This window comes from Patescibacteria group bacterium (assembly GCA_041653535.1).
GTDB lineage: Bacteria > Patescibacteriota > Patescibacteriia > JACRDY01 > JACRDY01 > JBAZFH01.
This window is the reverse complement of sequence record JBAZFH010000002.1, coordinates 14,392-32,535: the sequence shown is the minus strand read 5'-3', so window position 1 is coordinate 32,535 and position 18,144 is coordinate 14,392. Positions and strand designations below refer to the sequence as shown.

Genomic DNA, 18,144 nt, shown 5'->3' with positions numbered 1-18,144 from the left:
ATCGTCACCGCCAGATTACCAAGTTTGAACCTGAGTAAATAAAGAGTTTTAGCAAAAAGATGCCTGCATAATTATTTTTTATCCGCTAGAAAATGGGCGGCTTTTTTTTAACAAAAAAATTAAACCAGAGAAAACAATTAGCGCCATTGCTAATAGGGCAAATTGATAGCGCGCTATGCCAAAACTAGTAAAACTTGAAACAACAGTTCCCCAAATTATGGGACCGATAATAATTGAGGCGCGTTCAATAATATTAAAATACGAAAAACCCAGGTTATAATTTTTATTTGTGGCCAGATTGGTCATTGTTGTTCGGGATACGGTTGCATTTGCACCGATAAACAATCCGCTTATAATGCAACATATGACAAAATAATAAAAATTCAGCATTATGGCTGTGACTGGCAATAGAACAATCCAGCTTATAAGTATTAAAACAAGGATTTTTTTATCTCCAAATCTATCGGCAAAATGACCAAAGAGGAAACTGCCGATTACCGAAGCAATAACCGTTGCTAGCGTTATAAGCGCCTTAGTATTATCTGTTGTATTCCAAACCTTTTCAAAAATAATTGGTAAATTATTTATTACCGTAAGAATGGCTCCATTGAATAAGCTAAACGAAATTAGAAATATTAAAATATTACGATTTTGAAAAATACTCGTTGCTTTTTGCAAAAAATTTCCCTCAAGCTGAGTGGTTGTGTTTTCTTTTTTAGGTTCTTTAAAAAACAGCAGCATTGGCAGGGAAAATAACAAAAAAGCACTGATCGCCGGTACTATAGTTTCGGCGCGGCTTAATTCGCCAAATAAATTTATTTTCCCTGTTGCAAAAGGCGCAGCAAGCAACAGCCCCGCGATATTTCCCATAAAATTTCCCACAAAACCAATTCCCGAAACCAAGCCGCGTTTATTTGGCGGAGAAATAACATTGATAAGCGGAGTATAAAAAGAAAATGATAAAGCAAAAAAATATTGGCCGATGGTGAAAAATGCAAGAGCTGGAACGGCATAATTTTTGAGCGCGAAAAATGCCGTGAGTCCATAAAAAAATATAATCGCAATGGTGGTAACACGTAGGCCAGAAATGTTCTGCCATTTTTCATCAAGTTTTATTCCTACAAACGGAGCAGTTAGTAATAAAATAGCAGAAGAGGTGGCAAGGCAAAGGTTAAACCAAATGTCAGGGACATTTTTGTCAGCCACTGCCCACTGGCTGAAATACAAAAAGAAAGCGATATAAACAAAAGAGTTGGCAAAGTCATAGAGCGCCCATAAAAAAATATTGCGGAGTTTATTCATTGTTTTTTATAAAATATGTTATAATATTATAACATATTTTATGGACTCTTATCTATTACACGAATATCGTTGTGACGGCTGTAATCGTTTGATTATAAGAGGGATGTTGCTTAAAAGCTATGAGGAGCTTAAATGCGACCGTTGTGGAAAAATTGTGCGTTTTAATGGTATTGCCGATGGAGACGAGTCTAACAGATATTTGTTGCTTACATCCTATGATGGAAAGATAGTCAACGCCAGTCCTTCTATTGAAAGGAATATTGGTTTTTCATTGAACGAAATAGTTGGTAAAAATGTCAACGAACTTTATTTTAGCGAACAGCAGAGGAGTGTGGATAAAATTTTTATCTCAAAAATTACCAAATTTAAATACTTTCGCTGGGATACTAGTCACAAGGCAAAAGACGGAAGCGAGGTTCCGATTGTAATTTGTATGCGATCATTTCAGGAAAACGGCCGTGACTATATATTAAGAATTGTTGATAAAGTTATTTTCCCCGACGAGGCCTTTGAGTCGCGCAATAAGTTTGACTCTCAAAACCATTGCGACTTTGTTACGGAAATGGATTCAAGCGGCAATTTTTTGTATGTGGACAAACAAGTAAGAAATTTTTACGGCTACGAACAGGAAGAGTTATTGGGTAGAAACGTTAGAGAGTTGTATGCGCCCGACGAAGCGGAGTGGCGTGATAACAATCAGAAAGCTTTATTTCATAAAAGACAATCTTTCCGGATCCCATGTTTTCGAGCAAAACACAAAGATGGTCACTTTGTAGATTGCGAAAGTATAGCTTCGCCGTTTTATGACGATCTGGGAGATTTTGTGGGATATAGACATTTAAATTGGATGAAAAAGTAATTTTATCCACAGGCTAATATTATTGGATATATAAAAATTTGTTATAATAAATAAAAATAAGCTACGCGGCTCATGAGCGGCCCAAATCTTTTTAGATTGGGCTGTTTTCATTATAGTATGGTAAATAATTTTTTAAATATTATAAGCAAATTTGTCATCTTGATTTTATTGCTTTGTGTCGTGTTTCCTCAAAGCGCAGGAGCGGTTATGTATTCTCCTGGCCAAACACTTACGCCAGCTTGCGGTCCTGCAGATAGCAATTGCGGTGTTACTGCGCCGGTTTATACATCTGACACCGCTACCAATGGAGCCATGTTGTTTTCTTCGTCCGATGCCTGGTCGCTTTTATCAGCCGGCACCGATGGCCAAGTTTTAAAGTTATCCGGCGGACTGCCTACTTGGGCGGCAGACGCGGGTGGTACGAGCTATACCGCTGGAAGCGGACTTTCGCTTTCCGGTTCATCTTTCGCGCTTGATTTGACTAATGCCAACAGCTGGACGGGCATTCAATCTTTCGGTAACGGCTTTATTCTTGGTGGCAATACTTATACTAATCTTGCCGGTACTGGATTGAGTTTTTCTAGTGGCACGCTTTCATCAAGTTTAGGTGCTTCAATTGAATCTTCTGAAATTATTGACGGCACGATCGCCACTGCCGACATCGCTGACTCAACTATAACTTTTGGTAAATTGGGACAAAATAGTTGTGCTACAAATGAAATAATAAAGTGGAATGGTTCAGCTTGGGCATGCTCAACCGACAATAATACTACTTACACGGCCGGCACAGGGCTTTCACTTTCAAGTGGGGCTTTTTCTTTAAATATTAGCGGACTGACAAGCGAAGGTGTAATTGATAACGCAGACTTGATTCCTATATATGATTCCAGCGCCAGCGCAGTAAGACAAATCACAAGAGCGAATTTTCTTTCTGGTATTACGGGAGCGCTTGTGTACCAGGGAACTTGGGACGCTTCAAACAACACACCAACCTTGGCTGACGCTCCTACTAGCGGCCAACAGGGAAAATATTATGTAGTTGCGGCAGGCGGTTCTCAAAATCTTGGCAGCGGTGCAATTGTTTACACTGTGGGAGATTGGGTGGTGCACAACGGCACAAAATGGGAAAAGCTTGATAATTCAAATGCCGTTGATTCTGTTTTTGGCAGGCAAGGCACTGTTACAGCCTCTGCACATGATTATGATGCAGACCAAATTGACAATATAGTCAGTGGAAATATTGTTGCCACAAACGTACAAGACGCCATTGTTGAACTGGACACTGAAAAACTTGCAAAAAGTCTGAACAGCGGCCTAATTTTTGTTGGCAACAGTTCAAACGTGGCAACAGGCGTTGTAATGTCTGGAGACATTACAATAGATAATACTGGCGCAGCTACAATTGGCGCAGACAAAGTAACTCTTGCTACCGATACTACTGGAAACTATATTGCAACACTTGCAGACAGCGGACAAAGTATTTTTACAATTGCCAATTCTGGAACAGAAAATGCGGCTGTGACAATTGCTTTGGCTGACGATTCGCTAAATTTTACCAAGCTTGCTGATGCCCTAACACTTGATGCTGCAACTGGTATTACTTTGGCTGGTAACGATTTAACTTTTGCAATCACCAGCGGAGGCTTGCCAAAATATACCAGGACTTCGGCTGGACAATGGATGAATTTTGCCGATGGCACTGATACTTTTGGAATTTTTAATACTGCCGGAACTCCGGAAAGCTCAATTGCGGCCAACGAAGGCTCGCTAGCAATTGATACCGCAAACGGCGTGCTTTATGTTAAAACTAGTGATTCGCTTAACACCGGATGGTCTGGCCTTGTTGACACAACCCAATCACAAACAATTGGCGGAACTAAAACTTTCTCTTCAGCTATCATTGCGCCGACCTTAGCAAATTCTATAAACGGATTAATTATAAATTCTGGTGCGCTCTCGGGCATTACCGGTTTAACTATGACTTCCGGTAATGTGGATATGGCAAACGGTCTGATGCTCAACATCGGCGCAGCTGGAACAGATTTTACTTCAGGCGGAGGGTTAAATTTAGCCAGCGACCTGGCCATAAATACCGACAAATTTACTGTCACAGCTGCGAGTGGAAACACTCTTATTGCTGGAACGCTTGGCGTGACCGGCGCCATTACCGGCGCCACATCTACTAATACAATCAATGGTCTGGTTATTAATGCCGGTGCGCTTTCAAATGTTGCTTCTCTTGCGGGCTCCGGAGCTTTATCAATTACATCGGGCAGTACGGGGGCGATTACTTTGGATTCAAATTCTACAGGAGCAGTAAATATTGGCACTGGTAATAATGCAAAAACAATAAGCATTGGCACAGGCACAGCTGGCAATACTATAAATATAGCTTCCGACAATACGACAGCCGATAACGTAACTATTGGTTCGGCTCTTGATACGATTACCTTGAAAGGAAATATTATTTTAGATGGAAACGTTACTATAAACGGAAATCTTTTGCCGGGAACCGACGAAACATATGATTTGGGTTCAAGTACCAAGCAATGGAAAGACGCTTATGTTTCCGAAAGTTCCATTTACATCGGCGGAACGGCTTTAAGCAATAGTTCTGGATCACTTCAATGGAATGGGTCATCTGTTGGCGGCGGAGGAGGTGCAACGACACTACAGAGTATAACTGCCGATGCGACATTGGCGGGTTGGACGCGAACAGTCAAAGTCGATGCGACTTCCGCATCTGTAACGGTTACCTTGCCGACGGCAGTCGAAAATAGTGGACAACTGATTGAAGTCTATAAAACCGATAGCTCAACTAATTTTGTTAAAATCTCTGCTTCTTCCGGACAAACCATAGACGGCATAACCAAAGATGTTTACTTGTATAACCAGGGTGAAAGTGTCGTCTTTCGGTCCGACGGTTCAAATGTGTTGATTTCATCGCAAAACAAGAACGGAGATGTGGCAACCATAACCAACTGGCAAACCAGCACCTTCTCCATAGAGTCCACCGGCACTGCTCCAAGCGGCGGTACTGTGACCATCAACAAAATGCGGTGGCGAAGAGTCGGGCAGAATATGGAAATAGAATACGACTACTATATGAGTGTTGCCGGTAATAGTGGATCGGGTACATATCTATTGCCGATCCCTAGCGGATACAATATTGACACCACTAATCTTGTTTTGCAGTCTGCCGCCGCAAGAAGCGTCCCAAGTCAAGGAGCTACAAATATTGGTTATGGTTATGGAGATTATAATCAAACAACAGATCAAAATAGAAAAATACTGACAGCGTATGTGTGGGGAGGAGCAACACCAAATAAATTAAATATTGCTCAGACAGAAGAATACTCAGAAAATCATTATGTGGTTGGCTCTGATTGGTTTGAGAATGCCGCAAACAGAAGTTTTTCATTGCATGTTTCCATCCCGATTCAGGGCTGGTCGGCCATGGGGACGAATGTGGTTAGTACAGTGGAGTATATAATGGTCACACGCTCATCTAATCAGGATGTTAGTAACGGCACCACAATTCTGTTCAATACACAGGTTAGCGGTAATATTCCTTATAATACTTCCACAGGCGTGTTTACTTTGACTGCCGGAAAAACCTATGAACTTTCATATAGTTTGCGTAATACTAGTAATTCAGCTCAGTTTGATGTTGCTTGGCGGGACAATGATGGTGCTACTAACCTAGTTGCAAATACAGGAATGGGTAATTCAGCCGCCGCCTATGAGAGCAAATCGGGTAGCATTATTTATACGCCAACAACAAATCAGCAAGTAAAACTGGTTGCGTTTGCAGGCTCTGGAACAATAATGGGAGGGCAATCTTTTGCATCGATCACTCAAATCGGCTCGACCGCTTCATCCGGTGTGGCGTTAAGTAGTTTGGTTGACGCGACCGCCAATGGATCTTTGGATAATCGAAGTTATGCTCACACTTGGGCTTGGTCAACGGCAACGACACAAACTGGTCTCACAATGACTGGCAATACTCTCACTAGTGGAGGACTTTTGAATTTGGCGACTTCAAGCGCCAGCGCTTCAGGAAATATTTTATCTTTAAATATAAGTAACGCCAGCGCCAGTGCTAAAGGACTTTCGATTGCCAATTCCGGAACCGGACTTTCAATGGACATCCAGGGAGCGGTAGCTTTTAAAGCCGGAACGACCTACACCACTGCCGGATCAGCCAACAATGTGAATTTTGGCAATGTGTCGCTTATCAAACTGGATACTTCAGGCACAGCTCAAACGATTACCGGTATCGCCGGCGGAGCGGATGGGAAAATTCTTACTCTTATGAATGTGGACGCGGCGAACGCCGTAACTCTTTCCAACAGTTCCGCATCATCCAGCGATGGCAACAAAATTCTGACTGGCACCGACGCGGATTTGACTATTGCCGCTAATGCTTCGGTGACGCTGCAATACGATTCAACCGGAACGGCGGCGACTTCCTATTGGCGAGTAATCGGAGGAACCGGCAGTGGAGATGGTGGAGGAGGGATGGGTGTTCCTGACTATGCCAATGGGCAAACAAGGGTTACGGATATCATTTATCAAGCAGGCACGGATGGTTATTTGAGTGCCGTTTATTCCGGATCATACATGAATGATTTGTATATTTATGTCGGCACAACCAATCCGCCCGAAACTGTTGTGTGGCGCCAAGGTGATGATCAAAATCTCTATACGAAATATGGCGCGGCCATGGTACCGATAAAAAAGGGTAATTATTATAGGGTGACCCAGGGATATGATACTGTAACCGTTAAATTTTATCCGGCGGTTGAAGGCGCGGATCAATGGACAAGTAATGGCACGGCGCTTTATTACAATGATGGCAACGTCGGCATCGGGACGACAGCTCCTCAAGCCGCATTGCACATTGTGGGTTCGGAAATTTTAGGCACAGCCGGAACCGCGGGGGACTCAGCCGTTAATCTGGAATTTGTAACTAAAGGTGGAAATACCTCTGGTTTGAGTGGTGCAAGCACGAAAGGCTGGCAATTGTATGGCCGCGGAGACGCGTATTCAACAACGAGTGAACGCAATGACTTTGGTATTTCGTATTGGAACGGCTCCACTTGGCAAACTCCTCTAGTTTTTGATTCTGCCGCGGCTGGAGTAACTATGAATGTCGGCGCTAGCGGTTTAACAATAAATGGTTTGGGCTCGAGTGTTGGAACGAGCTATTTGTGTAATAACGGCGGAAGTATTACTTATTCTGCTAGTGCTTGTAATTCTTCTTTGGGCGTTTACAAAACAAATGTTGAAGATTTACATTTTGGTTTAGATGAAGCAATGAAGTTGCGACCGGTAACTTACTACTGGAACAAAGACACATATCATGGTTTATCCGGCGATATGGACAAACAGCAAGTTGGTTTGATTGCCGAAGAAGTAGCCGAAGTTGATCCTTTGCTCAATACTTATAATTATGATGAAAATGGTGTGGCGGTTTTGGGCGGTGTTGACTATCCTAAGTTAAGTGTACTGGCAATAAAGGCCATTCAAGACCAGCAAAAGGAGATTGAAGAAATTCAAAATCAATTAACTTTGGCAAGCGAGAGCGGTTCCGGTGGTATTTCGGTTATTTCTTTAAACGAATTAACAATTTCTGGAGCATTATCAGTTATTGGTCATGTAGTCTTAGGCGAAGATACGGTTGGAGAGGCCATAATAACGGCTGGTCAAACTTCAGCAAATATTACATTTGCAACTCCATACACAGAAAAACCCGCAATCACTATAACGCCAGACCAGGCTGTTTCATTCTTTGTTAATAATAAAACGCCAAACGGATTTACCGTTAACATTTCTTCTGCTCAAACAAGCGACATAACTTTTGATTGGCATGTATTTGCCCAAAAGGGCAATGCATTTACCGTGGTTGTGGAAGCAACACAAGCCCCAGAATCTGAAATTACTCCTGAACCAGAGCCAGTAATAACTACTCCCGAAGAGTTAGCACCAACCGAACCTGAAGCAGAAACAACACCAAACTCTGAACCAGAGCAAGAACCGGAAGAAACTATTACTGAACCAACTCCAGCGCCAGAGCCCGTGCCCGAGCCAATACCCAATCCTGAACCAGAGTCAGCTCCTGTTGTTGAAGAACCCGCCCCAGAACCCGAACCAACTCCAGAGCCTGCAGTTGAACCTGCCCCAGTTCCAGATAATGGCGATGTTGCGCAATAATAAAAGTAATTTATTATTAAATAAAAGATATGTTTAAGAACGTTAAAGTATCTAGTATTGATGCGGCACAAAAATTAAGCAAGCCTAAATTTCCAAGTTACCCAGCAGTAAAACGCTGGCTGGCAGTTGTTATAATTCTTTTGGCCGTTGGCGGAATTGCCACATCAATTTATTACTCTAATAGATATCGCCAGCTTAAAGCCAATCCAGACATTGAGGCTCAAAAAGAAACCGAAACTTTAGTATCTGCGGTTAGTAAAATAATGGAGTTGCCAGCAGATGAAACGCCAACCGTGGCAACAATTATGGATAAAGACAAACTAAAAGACCAGCCATTTTTTGCAAAAGCTGAAAATGGCGACAAGCTTTTGGCTTATACCAAGGCAATGCAAGCCATTCTCTATCGGCCATCCACCAACAAAATTATCAATGTTGCGCCAATTTTTATTGATCAGAAAGATGTTGCTAAGCAAGAGAAGTCGGCAACCGTTGCTCTGACCGGATTGAAGATCGCTTATTACAATGGCACGGAATCCATTGAACTAGCTGGTGAATCTGAAAAGCTGGTGCAAAAGACTTACCCGCTCTATCAGACTGGCGTCTCGGGCGATGCCTCTAAAAAAGATTATAAGGAAACTTTGGTAATTGATTTAACCGGCGCGCACAGCAAGGAAGCAGGCCAGATCGCCGGTCTTTTGGGTGGCAGAGTTTCTTCTTTGCCCGAGGGCGAAGGTAAACCGGATGCCGACATTTTGGTTATCTCCGGAAAATAATTTATATGGCAACAAAAATTCCGACATTTTTATTAATTATTGTCGGCATTTTTCTGCCGGTTTCTTTTTTGTTGACCGCTAACATCACTGGTGATTACAAATACGCTTGGAGCAATAACACCGGCTACATCAATTTTGAAAGTGTAACTATTTCAGACAGCGCACTTACCGGCTATGCCTGGTCTAAAAATTTCGGTTGGATACGATTTGATCCGCCAAATGGCGGGGTTTTAAATGATAATGGTGATTTGTCTGGTTATGCCTGGGGCGATCAGTTAGGCTGGATTAATTTTGGCAGCGTTTCTATAAACACCTCAAACGGTAAATTCTCTGGAACTGCCACGGGCGATCTTATAGGCACCATGACTTTTGACTGCCCGACTTATTGCGATGTGCGGACTGACTGGCGGCCGGCTTGTCCGGTAGTTTCCAATGCCGCTACCTATAATGCCTACCCAACCTGCGGTCCGGCTACCTGCAATAGCGGATATATAGTATCGGGCGGATCATGCGTGGCAACTGGCGGCGGAGGTGGAAGTGGGGGAAGTCCTTCTGCTCCGACAACCCCTATAGAGCCAAGTTCTCCGACTGAGCCTATATCGGAAAATCCAATAAATCCGAATAATGAGCCGAGTACTGAGCCGTCCATAAACAAAGAGATGCAAATCGATGGCAGCCTTCCCAAATCGACCTCTGAAAATAGTCAACCTACAAGTGAAAATATTACTCAATTTTTTAAGGGCTTACAGAAACAATTACCAACAGACAGACCCGAAGAAAATCATCAGGAAAGTTTTAACGCACCGCTCGCTGTAGAACCTCAGCAAAGCGGACTTCTGGTCTGGGATTTTACTACGCCGGAAATGGCTCAAGAATCAAAAAGACAGGCGGTGATTATCGAGCTGCCAAAAGAAGTATCAGCTGATATCCTTACGGTTTCAGTTAGGCTGGCAACAGCCGATACTGTCGCTTCTCTACAAAACGACCAAACAACTCTCTTGGGAACTGTTTTTGATATCACAGCAGTCAATAAACAAGGTCAGGTGGTTCATCAATTTGATAAACCGATCAAAATTACGCTTGTGATTCCTGAAAATTTGCGTGATCGCAATGACTTGGGTGTATATTACCTCGATGATGATTCAAACGAATGGAAACTTGTTTCCGACGCAATCTTTGATGATGTCAGCGCGACTTTCTACGTAAATCATCTTACTCACTTTGCCATTTTCGCAGCTGTCGGCATTCCCGAAACAATATCAATGAGTCTATCAACTTCCCATTTATTTCTATGGTTTTATGTTCTAGTAGCTGTAATAGCCGTGATTTGGTTTATTTACTCCCACAAAAAGCAATCCCACAATAAGTAACTGTGGTGGGGTGAAGTTTAATAGGAGTGTTTGCTAATAATCAAACCGAATAATCCACCTCATTTTTACCCTTAACTGATTTTGGCTTCGGTGTCTCAAACCATTCCGGATGAATTTTGTAATAAGCCCTTAATTGCTGTATACTTTTATCAATAAACGCGAAACTTAGCCGTGTTCTCGGTTCAAACTTCGGGACATCGTCCCCATTTACATCCTGCTTAGTGTGGAGTTTTTACGAATAAATGTGCTACGCATAGATAGGAATTTATTTTTTTAAAAAACGGGCGTAATTAGACGAAAGAGTTAAACCACATGAAAAAGCCGTATTTAAAAAAGATTGACGACAGAGGTGTTATAAGTATCTGGTTAGTAGACGGTCAATATATCCGAACCAACCTCGATAAAGAATTTACCAATTTCGGTCATCATTATACCTGCAAAAGTATTCCGTTGGATGAATTTTGGATCGACCGGGAGCAGCAACAAAGCGAAGTGCGTTTTTATATTTACCGAATGTTGACGGAGTACCGGCTGATGGTGGAAGGCAAGAGCCGATGCGTGGCTATGGATGCGGCGGGTAAAGCTGAATTGTTAGAAAGAAAAAAATCTAAATTGTTTAAAAAATTAGAAAAATTTAGAAAGAATAAAAAAGAATTAGTCGCCAGTGTTCATAAGGAATTATTAAAAGAGTATAGTAAGAAGGTTAATGTCTGGGTGGTACGAGGGGAATTGGTTCGTGATTTTTACTATATTGATTTTACCGAAGGTGGTCATGACAGGGTTTATTCTTTTATTCCCGATAAAGAAATTTGGCTTGATGATGGTTTGTATCCCGCCGAAAGAGAATTTGTTTTGCTACACGAACTTTATGAGAGAAGAATAATGTCTGCCGGGCACTGTTTTGACATTAGAAACGGCACGTTGCGGGTGAATAAAAACTATACCGAGATTTATGCTAAAGCGCATAAAGCAGCTAGTCGCCTGGAATATTTTTACCGGCATCACCGCAGTAAGCTGGCAAAAAGGTTAAAAATTGAGATAAAAAAAGCGTGATATCGGTTGCCGAATATATTTGTGATTTTTGTTTAAAATTTTAGTGTTTGTCGTGACATCAGTGAATAATTAGTTAGTGGTACGTAAAAAACAAAAAAGGAGCTTTTTATGATACGACGGAAACCTAAGGATTCGTTGATTTTGGTAAAGGTGCGAAAACTGCCGGTCGCCGCGAATGTTTGCGGACAAGTACTGCGTGAAGTGGAAAAACAGCCGACATGGTCAATGGCACACGTGATTATGAATCCGATGGCTGAATCTCTTTTGCATAAACATCGAGAGATGACGGAGATTTATGTTATCACCAAGGGTCACGGAGAAGCTTTGTTTGATGTTTCGAAACCGGACGATGTTTGTCGTCGGGTAGTCGCTGGTAGCGCTTTTGACATTCTGCCCGGTGTTCCGCATATGCTCAAAAATATTGGCGGTGGATATTTGGAACATCTGGTATTTGCCCTGCCCCCGTTTAACCCCGCTGACGTCGAGATAATTAAAGACGAATCGTTTGTTCAAAAATCCCCCGCCCAGTTGTTTTTGTCTGAGCCGCAAGATTGCTTTGACGGTGCAAAAATTATCTCATATGATTTTTCCCATCTTGGTTTGAGTGTGGCACTAGGCTGGGTTACCAGTGATCTGATGCGGCGCAAGAAACCTCATTATCATAAGCGGACCACTGAGTTCGCATACGTGGTTGAGGGCAAAGGATTCGTCAATATCAATCGAACTCTTGTGCCGATTCAGTCCGGTGATTGGTTGCGTGTCAATCCCGGAACGGAACATGGCTTCGTCAACGAATCTCCGGAAGACCTTGTCGTAGTATGTGTATGCTCCCCGGCTTTTCAGATGGAAGACGTTCATTATAGCCGTCGCTAGGCACGGCTATCAGCATCCCCGTTCGCCCTTAGTGGTGTATGCGGGGATTTTTTTATTTACAAGGTGGATAATTAGTGATAATGTTGGATATGTGAAAATTAGCAAAGCGCAGAAAATAGTAGTTGATGATGATAATATTTTTTTAAATGTTAAATATTAAGTATTGTTTAATATGATTACAGACATGGGAATTCTTTATATCGAGCCCTCTGCGAAAACTTCCTCCGAGCCGGTTATTGATAGGTATACCAGGAAAATGGTTGCCGCTCTTCGGCAGGGCAAAGAAGGTCTTGGTTATCGCGGCATACATATTTGTAAGTGTGGAGCACGTAGCACGAACTGTGATTACACGTTACCCAATGGAGAGCAGACCAATTTTCTCGCCGTTCATTATCTTGCTTATCATCGAGACGAGGTTCCGCAGTCAGAGCTAGTCAAAGTCGATTCGCTTGATTGCGGCGAAGCAGATCCTACTCCTGAAGAGCTGCAAAGACCAAAAAACAAAGAAGCCAGCAGCGAGCTACAAAACGATTACGACTCCGGACCGAATGGATGGAAAAATAATTGGAGATAAGCTTTATTTTATAACTTAACCAATAAAAAGTCGGTATTATTTTCAATAGTACTGATTTTTTATTTGGGTTTACAAAAGGTATAATCGGGCGTAGTGTTGTATGTACAGAAGATGTTTTATTTTTATGTTTAAAAAAGTTGGATTAGCCCTTGGCAGCGGCGGAGTAAGAGGACTGGCGCATATCGGAGTAATTAAAGCGCTTTTGCGTCACAATATTCCGATTGACTATCTTTCTGGAGCCAGTATTGGCGCTTGGGTAGCGGCGCATTTTGCGCTTTATCGCGATATTGAAAAAACCGCTGAATTTACGGTTGGCAGAAAAAAAGAAAAGTTGTTAAGTTTTTTGGAACCGACATTAGGCGGCGGTCTGGTCAAAGGAGAAAAAATCGAAGCCATGCTTGATGGTTGGCTTGATAAAAAAACTTTTGCCGATGTTCAGATTCCTCTCCGGATTAACGCTACCGACTTGATTAGCGGCGAGCAAGTGGTGTTTAGCGAAGGTAATCTGGCATTTGCCGCTCGTGCCAGTATGGCAGTGCCGGGCATTTTTCGACCGGTGATTTTTGGCAATCGTGTTTTGGTAGACGGTGGTGTCAGTAACCCCGTACCCGATAATTATTTAAAAAGTATGGGTGCGCAAGTGATTATTGCGGTTAATCTGGATTTTTCTCAAAACTCGTTAGGTGTCGCTCCGCAAAAAATTGGCTTTACTCTGGTGGCGGAAAGGACCCAGGAAATAATGCGTCATTATTTGGCGGAATATTCGATGCATGATGCTGATTTTATTATTCAACCGCCGCTTGGTAGATATTCCAGTTGGCGTGAATATTTTACTAAAGACTCCGGTGAAAAGATCGTTGAAATTGGTGAATTCGAAACTGAAAAAATTATTTCTCAAATCAAAGCCAAGATTTGATCAGGTAAAAAATATCCCAGTAGGTTTCTGCTTTTATTTATTGAGATTTCCTTGTAAAATCAGTATAATTAAGTTATATTTTATTAGTATTGATTGCCAAAAAAATATTGGGTTTTAACTAGCTGATTTAATTTATGAATTAATAAGTTAAGATAAGCTATATTGGCTTAATATTAAAAAAACTTCTATGAAAAAAGTATTTTGGACTGGGTTAGTCGCCGGCGTGGTCATGGTAGTTATTAATATGGCGCTGAACCCGATTTTTAGCTCCCTCTTTCCTTGGTTGAAAGAGTCTTACATGAATCCAGTTTTTCGTCCTTGGCAGGACCCAATCATGATGCTTTTTTTTCTCTACCCAATAGCACTTGGTTTCGGTCTATCTTTTGTTTGGGATAAGACCAAGCAATTATTTGGTAAAAGCGTTTTTTATAACGGTCTGAACTTTGGTTTAATTTATTTTTTTGTCGGTGGTATCCCGGCTTTTCTAATTAATTTTTCCAGTTTTAATCTACCCTTAGTAATGATTTTAACCTGGACGATTATGGGTCTGATAGATGGTTTGTTGGCAGGCTGGATTTTGGCGCGACTAAATAAGTCAATAAAATAATATGTTTAAACGTAAAATAACCCTAGGCTATTTGGCAAAAAACATTTCCATTGCCGTTAGTTTGGTTTTGATCTGGCGCGGAATTTGGTATGTTTTAGACGGATTTGATAAATGGCTTTTTGGCGGTAGTCATGTGTGGACGGCTATCGTTGGTGTTATTATTGGTCTTGTCGTTTTGTACTTACCGGATAAAGATTTAAAGGAAATAGAAAAACTATAGATGGTTTTGAGGCAGTTGTTCATGCTTAGAAAATAGTGGTCAATGTTTATGGGTCATCAGACTTCAAAAAATTATTTGGATTTACAGCGTCGGCTGGATCGTTCGCCGCAAGGCGCGCCGAGTTCAGAGACGCTTTTTAAAATTCTGGAGATTTTGTTTACCCCGGAAGAAGCCGAGCTGGTTTCGTTTTTGCCGATCAACCTTTTTACTGCTAAAAAAGCGGCCAAGATTTGGAAAAAGAAAGAAGTCGAGGCAAAGGCTATTTTGGACACGTTGGCCGACAAAGGACTTTTTCTTGATATCCAAAATGGCAAAGAACAAAATTATATTTTAGCCCCGACGATGGCGGGGTTTTTTGAATTTTCTATTATGCGTACTGATGGTCGGTTCGACCGCAAAGTTTTGTCCGAACTATATTATCAATACATAAATATTGAAGATCGCTTTGTTAAAGAAGTTTTAGCTATAGATCCGTCGATTGCCCGCACTTTTGTCCAAGAAGACGCTTTATCAGAAAAAGCCAAAACAGAAATACTAGATTACGAAAAAGCGACAGAGGTGATCAACACCGCTTCGTGTATCACCGTTGGTACTTGTTATTGCCGGCACAAAATGGAGCACATGGGTAAAGCGTGTCAAATGCCGCAAGATGTTTGTCTGACATTTAATACCGCCGCAGAAAGTTTGTCCAAACACGGTGTCGCTAAAAAAATCACCAAAGAAGAGGCAAAAGCGATTTTGGACAAATGTGTTAAATTGGGCTTAGTGCAGCTTGGCGATAATATCAAAAATAAAGTTGCCTGGATTTGTAATTGTTGCGGTTGTTGTTGCGAGGCGATACTGGCTTATAAAAAACTCGGTACTCGACCGGCGATCAATAGCAATTATTTTCCGCAGATTAGTAGCGACAAATGTATCGGCTGCGGTATGTGCGCCAGACGTTGTCCGGTTGAAGCCATAAAAATAAACCACAAAAAACCGGAAATAGATATTGCCCACTGTATCGGCTGCGGTGTTTGTACCAGATTTTGTCCGACTAAAGCGATGGAAATGGTGCGCCGATCCGATACGCGTTTTGTGCCAAACAACAGCTTTGAGAGATTTGTTTTGGGTGCGATAGAAAACGGCAAGCTGCAAAATTTAATTTTTGATAATTATTCTCTCTGGACATATGAGTTGCTGCGCCGGATGCTAAAAGTGATATTGGAACTTAGTCCGATCAAGCGGCGGTTAGCCGACCAGCAGCTTTGTTCGCGATATGTTTCTCATTTGACCGCGGTTTATGCTAAACTAAAAGCAGGAGATAAAAAGGTTTAAATATAACAATAATTTTATGAAAAAACTTATTTTTTCCGGGTTAGCCAGCGCTTTGGGCGTAGGCGTTTATGTTGCCGCCGTTTCTCTCATTATGCAAAACGGCGAGAGACTTTTTGGCACAGGTAAAAACTATTTAGCGCCAGTAGCCTTTTTGCTCATTTTTGTTTTATCCGCAGCGATTACCGGTTTTTTAGTTTTTGGTCGTCCGATAATGATGTACTTGGATAACAAGAAAGTTCAGGCGATTCAGCTGCTCGGTTACACCCTGGCTTGGCTTTTTGTTATTACCATGGTTTTATTGGTCATTTTAGTTTGGTATTAATTTTGTGGCGGTTGACTTAGTGCGATTAAAAAGTTTTTTAGCAGAAGCTAATCTGGCTGGCTATGCCACGGGTGCGGAAAACTCTTTCATCAAAGAAACCGACGGTTCAAAGACAATAGTTTTTGTTGATGGCGATTGGGGTTTTAATGATAATTATTTTGGCGGCGAGCCGTATGGTGGTCGAGAGGTGGTTTCTTATCAAGGTAAACCGGTTTTTATTATGGTTTATTACGGACAAGTGAAAAGTTTCGTTGATAAAGAAATGGTCTATGATTTTTTGCGCCAAGCGTTGAAATCGTTTCCGGCAGAAATGCCGTTGCGCGGTCCAAGCGAGTTAGTCGACTCAATGTTACGTTATGAAAATAAGTGGATCGGCGATATAACAAAATTTTCCGGTCAAGAAAAGATATTCTTCGATGGCGAGGAGGCGTATCAAGCGAATTATTTAGGAGGACTGGTTGATCAATAATATGTTACAAAACCGCGCTGTAGCTATAACGATAAAAGGCGATGAAGTGTTGCTGATGTTTCGCCGCAAAAATGGAAAAGAATATTTTACTTTTCCCGGCGGCGGAGTGGAAGACGGCGAGTCAGTAGAACAAGCCACTATCCGTGAAATTAAAGAAGAAACGACTTTGGATATTAAAATAGAAAAACTCCTCTATCACCATATTTATGACAATAAACAAGAGCAGTTTTTTTATTTATGTTCCTATCTTTCCGGCGATCCCAGATTGTCGTCAGACAGTATAGAGGCTCAAAGGTTGAGTGATGATAATTTTTATCAACCGCAATGGCACAAAATTACCGACTTGCCGCAGATGTTGGTTTATCCGTTGGAGATTCGTGACTGGTTGGTCGAAGACATTAAAAATGGTTTTACTAATACGCCAAAAGAGGCCAAGATAAAAATTTCCGACATCCGTCGTAATCTTTAAAACATATGGAAAAACTTTCTTTTATCAATCGTCGGGGGCAAAAAATAGTAGTCAATGTCCGTCAGGCAAAAGATCAAGCAGGACTAGTTTTTGTTATGCATGGTTTTGGCGGATTTAAAGATCAGGACCAGATTCAGGCTATCGGCGAATCTTTTTTTGAGAAAAATTATACAACTGTTTTATTTGACACCGCAAATACTTTGGGCGAAAGCGAAGGCAGGGTGGAAGACGGTAGTCTCACCAGTTATTATCAAGATTTAGAAGACGTGATCGCTTGGTCAGAAACACGGGATTGGTATCAAGAACCATTTATTTTAGCTGGGCACAGTATGGGTTCTTTTTGTATAGCATATTATGCCGAGAATTATCCGGAGAAAGTTTTGGCGATCGCGCCGTTTTCTCCAGTAATATCTGGGAAGTTTTTAGACGAGGCGATGATAAGAAGAAACCCGGCGGTATGGGAAAAATGGCGTCAAACCGGTTGGCTTGAGGTTCCTAGCAATTCTAAACCAGGCGCGTTCAGACGAAGTCCTTGGTCGGTGGTGGCAGACTGGGATCAATATGATCTGATTCCGCAGGCAAACAAATTGAACATGCCGGTTTTGATTATTGTCGGGCAAAACGATACCAGCACGCCGGTTTATCAAGTGGAAAAATTTTTCCAGGCGTTACCCGGAATCAAGGAAATGCATGTTATTGATGGTGCTGAGCACACTTTTCGCACGGTTGAACATTTTGCAGAAATAAAGAAAATAATTTTTTTCTGGCTGGACAAAATGGAAAAATGGAGATAGAGTGTCTTCA

General features: G+C 41.7%; 16 protein-coding genes. 15 read left to right on the top strand and 1 reads right to left on the bottom strand.

What is annotated here, in order from left to right; all coding sequences use genetic code 11:
* Positions 1–78: 78 nt before the first annotated feature.
* The gene (locus WC310_01960) at positions 79–1,206 is read right to left on the bottom strand and encodes an MFS transporter (protein ID MFA5358571.1); all 1,128 of its coding nucleotides are present in this window, start codon (positions 1,204–1,206) and stop codon (positions 79–81) included.
* A gap of 136 nt (positions 1,207–1,342) precedes the next feature.
* Between WC310_01960 and WC310_01955 the strand changes: the two genes are divergently transcribed.
* From WC310_01955 to WC310_01885, 15 genes are all read left to right on the top strand, one after another.
* Positions 1,343–2,161: a PAS domain S-box protein gene (locus WC310_01955; protein ID MFA5358570.1), complete on the top strand. Its 819-nt coding sequence runs from the start codon at positions 1,343–1,345 to the stop codon at positions 2,159–2,161.
* A gap of 117 nt (positions 2,162–2,278) precedes the next feature.
* Entirely contained in the window at positions 2,279–8,377 is a 6,099-nt protein-coding gene (locus WC310_01950; GenBank protein ID MFA5358569.1) for a tail fiber domain-containing protein, read from the top strand.
* Between the two features lie 29 nt (positions 8,378–8,406).
* Positions 8,407–9,150: a hypothetical protein gene (locus WC310_01945; GenBank protein MFA5358568.1), complete on the top strand. Its 744-nt coding sequence runs from the start codon at positions 8,407–8,409 to the stop codon at positions 9,148–9,150.
* Between the two features lie 5 nt (positions 9,151–9,155).
* A complete protein-coding gene (locus tag WC310_01940) occupies positions 9,156–10,520 on the top strand; it encodes a hypothetical protein (GenBank protein ID MFA5358567.1) in 1,365 nt (454 codons plus the stop codon).
* A gap of 312 nt (positions 10,521–10,832) precedes the next feature.
* Positions 10,833–11,573: a hypothetical protein gene (locus tag WC310_01935; protein MFA5358566.1), complete on the top strand. Its 741-nt coding sequence runs from the start codon at positions 10,833–10,835 to the stop codon at positions 11,571–11,573.
* Between the two features lie 108 nt (positions 11,574–11,681).
* Positions 11,682–12,446, top strand: coding sequence for a cupin domain-containing protein (locus WC310_01930; GenBank protein ID MFA5358565.1), 765 nt, complete (start codon positions 11,682–11,684; stop codon positions 12,444–12,446).
* Between the two features lie 172 nt (positions 12,447–12,618).
* The gene (locus WC310_01925) at positions 12,619–13,020 is read left to right on the top strand and encodes a hypothetical protein (protein ID MFA5358564.1); all 402 of its coding nucleotides are present in this window, start codon (positions 12,619–12,621) and stop codon (positions 13,018–13,020) included.
* 124 nt (positions 13,021–13,144) lie between these two features.
* Entirely contained in the window at positions 13,145–13,936 is a 792-nt protein-coding gene (locus tag WC310_01920; protein ID MFA5358563.1) for a patatin-like phospholipase family protein, read from the top strand.
* A gap of 187 nt (positions 13,937–14,123) precedes the next feature.
* The gene (locus WC310_01915) at positions 14,124–14,543 is read left to right on the top strand and encodes a hypothetical protein (GenBank protein ID MFA5358562.1); all 420 of its coding nucleotides are present in this window, start codon (positions 14,124–14,126) and stop codon (positions 14,541–14,543) included.
* Between the two features lies 1 nt (position 14,544).
* Positions 14,545–14,763 carry a hypothetical protein gene (locus tag WC310_01910; GenBank protein ID MFA5358561.1) on the top strand — a complete coding sequence of 73 codons (219 nt, stop codon included), beginning with the start codon at positions 14,545–14,547 and terminating at the stop codon, positions 14,761–14,763.
* Between the two features lie 48 nt (positions 14,764–14,811).
* Positions 14,812–16,080: a 4Fe-4S binding protein gene (locus WC310_01905; protein MFA5358560.1), complete on the top strand. Its 1,269-nt coding sequence runs from the start codon at positions 14,812–14,814 to the stop codon at positions 16,078–16,080.
* Between the two features lie 16 nt (positions 16,081–16,096).
* Entirely contained in the window at positions 16,097–16,402 is a 306-nt protein-coding gene (locus WC310_01900) for a hypothetical protein (protein ID MFA5358559.1), read from the top strand.
* A gap of 4 nt (positions 16,403–16,406) precedes the next feature.
* Positions 16,407–16,871, top strand: a complete 465-nt coding sequence (locus WC310_01895) for a DUF5680 domain-containing protein (GenBank protein MFA5358558.1) — start codon at positions 16,407–16,409, stop codon at positions 16,869–16,871.
* A gap of 1 nt (position 16,872) precedes the next feature.
* On the top strand, positions 16,873–17,340 hold the full coding sequence (locus WC310_01890) for an NUDIX domain-containing protein (protein MFA5358557.1): 468 nt from the start codon (positions 16,873–16,875) through the stop codon (positions 17,338–17,340).
* Between the two features lie 5 nt (positions 17,341–17,345).
* On the top strand, positions 17,346–18,134 hold the full coding sequence (locus tag WC310_01885; protein MFA5358556.1) for an alpha/beta fold hydrolase: 789 nt from the start codon (positions 17,346–17,348) through the stop codon (positions 18,132–18,134).
* Positions 18,135–18,144 lie beyond the last annotated feature (10 nt).

Coding starts and splice junctions, on each gene's coding strand:
- WC310_01955 (MFA5358570.1), top strand. CDS start 1,343: ATGGACTCTTATCTATTACACGAATATCGTTGTGACGGCTGTAATCGT.
- WC310_01950 (MFA5358569.1), top strand. CDS start 2,279: ATGGTAAATAATTTTTTAAATATTATAAGCAAATTTGTCATCTTGATT.
- WC310_01945 (MFA5358568.1), top strand. CDS start 8,407: ATGTTTAAGAACGTTAAAGTATCTAGTATTGATGCGGCACAAAAATTA.
- WC310_01940 (MFA5358567.1), top strand. CDS start 9,156: ATGGCAACAAAAATTCCGACATTTTTATTAATTATTGTCGGCATTTTT.
- WC310_01935 (MFA5358566.1), top strand. CDS start 10,833: ATGAAAAAGCCGTATTTAAAAAAGATTGACGACAGAGGTGTTATAAGT.
- WC310_01930 (MFA5358565.1), top strand. CDS start 11,682: ATGATACGACGGAAACCTAAGGATTCGTTGATTTTGGTAAAGGTGCGA.
- WC310_01925 (MFA5358564.1), top strand. CDS start 12,619: ATGATTACAGACATGGGAATTCTTTATATCGAGCCCTCTGCGAAAACT.
- WC310_01920 (MFA5358563.1), top strand. CDS start 13,145: ATGTTTAAAAAAGTTGGATTAGCCCTTGGCAGCGGCGGAGTAAGAGGA.
- WC310_01915 (MFA5358562.1), top strand. CDS start 14,124: ATGAAAAAAGTATTTTGGACTGGGTTAGTCGCCGGCGTGGTCATGGTA.
- WC310_01910 (MFA5358561.1), top strand. CDS start 14,545: ATGTTTAAACGTAAAATAACCCTAGGCTATTTGGCAAAAAACATTTCC.
- WC310_01905 (MFA5358560.1), top strand. CDS start 14,812: ATGGGTCATCAGACTTCAAAAAATTATTTGGATTTACAGCGTCGGCTG.
- WC310_01900 (MFA5358559.1), top strand. CDS start 16,097: ATGAAAAAACTTATTTTTTCCGGGTTAGCCAGCGCTTTGGGCGTAGGC.
- WC310_01890 (MFA5358557.1), top strand. CDS start 16,873: ATGTTACAAAACCGCGCTGTAGCTATAACGATAAAAGGCGATGAAGTG.
- WC310_01885 (MFA5358556.1), top strand. CDS start 17,346: ATGGAAAAACTTTCTTTTATCAATCGTCGGGGGCAAAAAATAGTAGTC.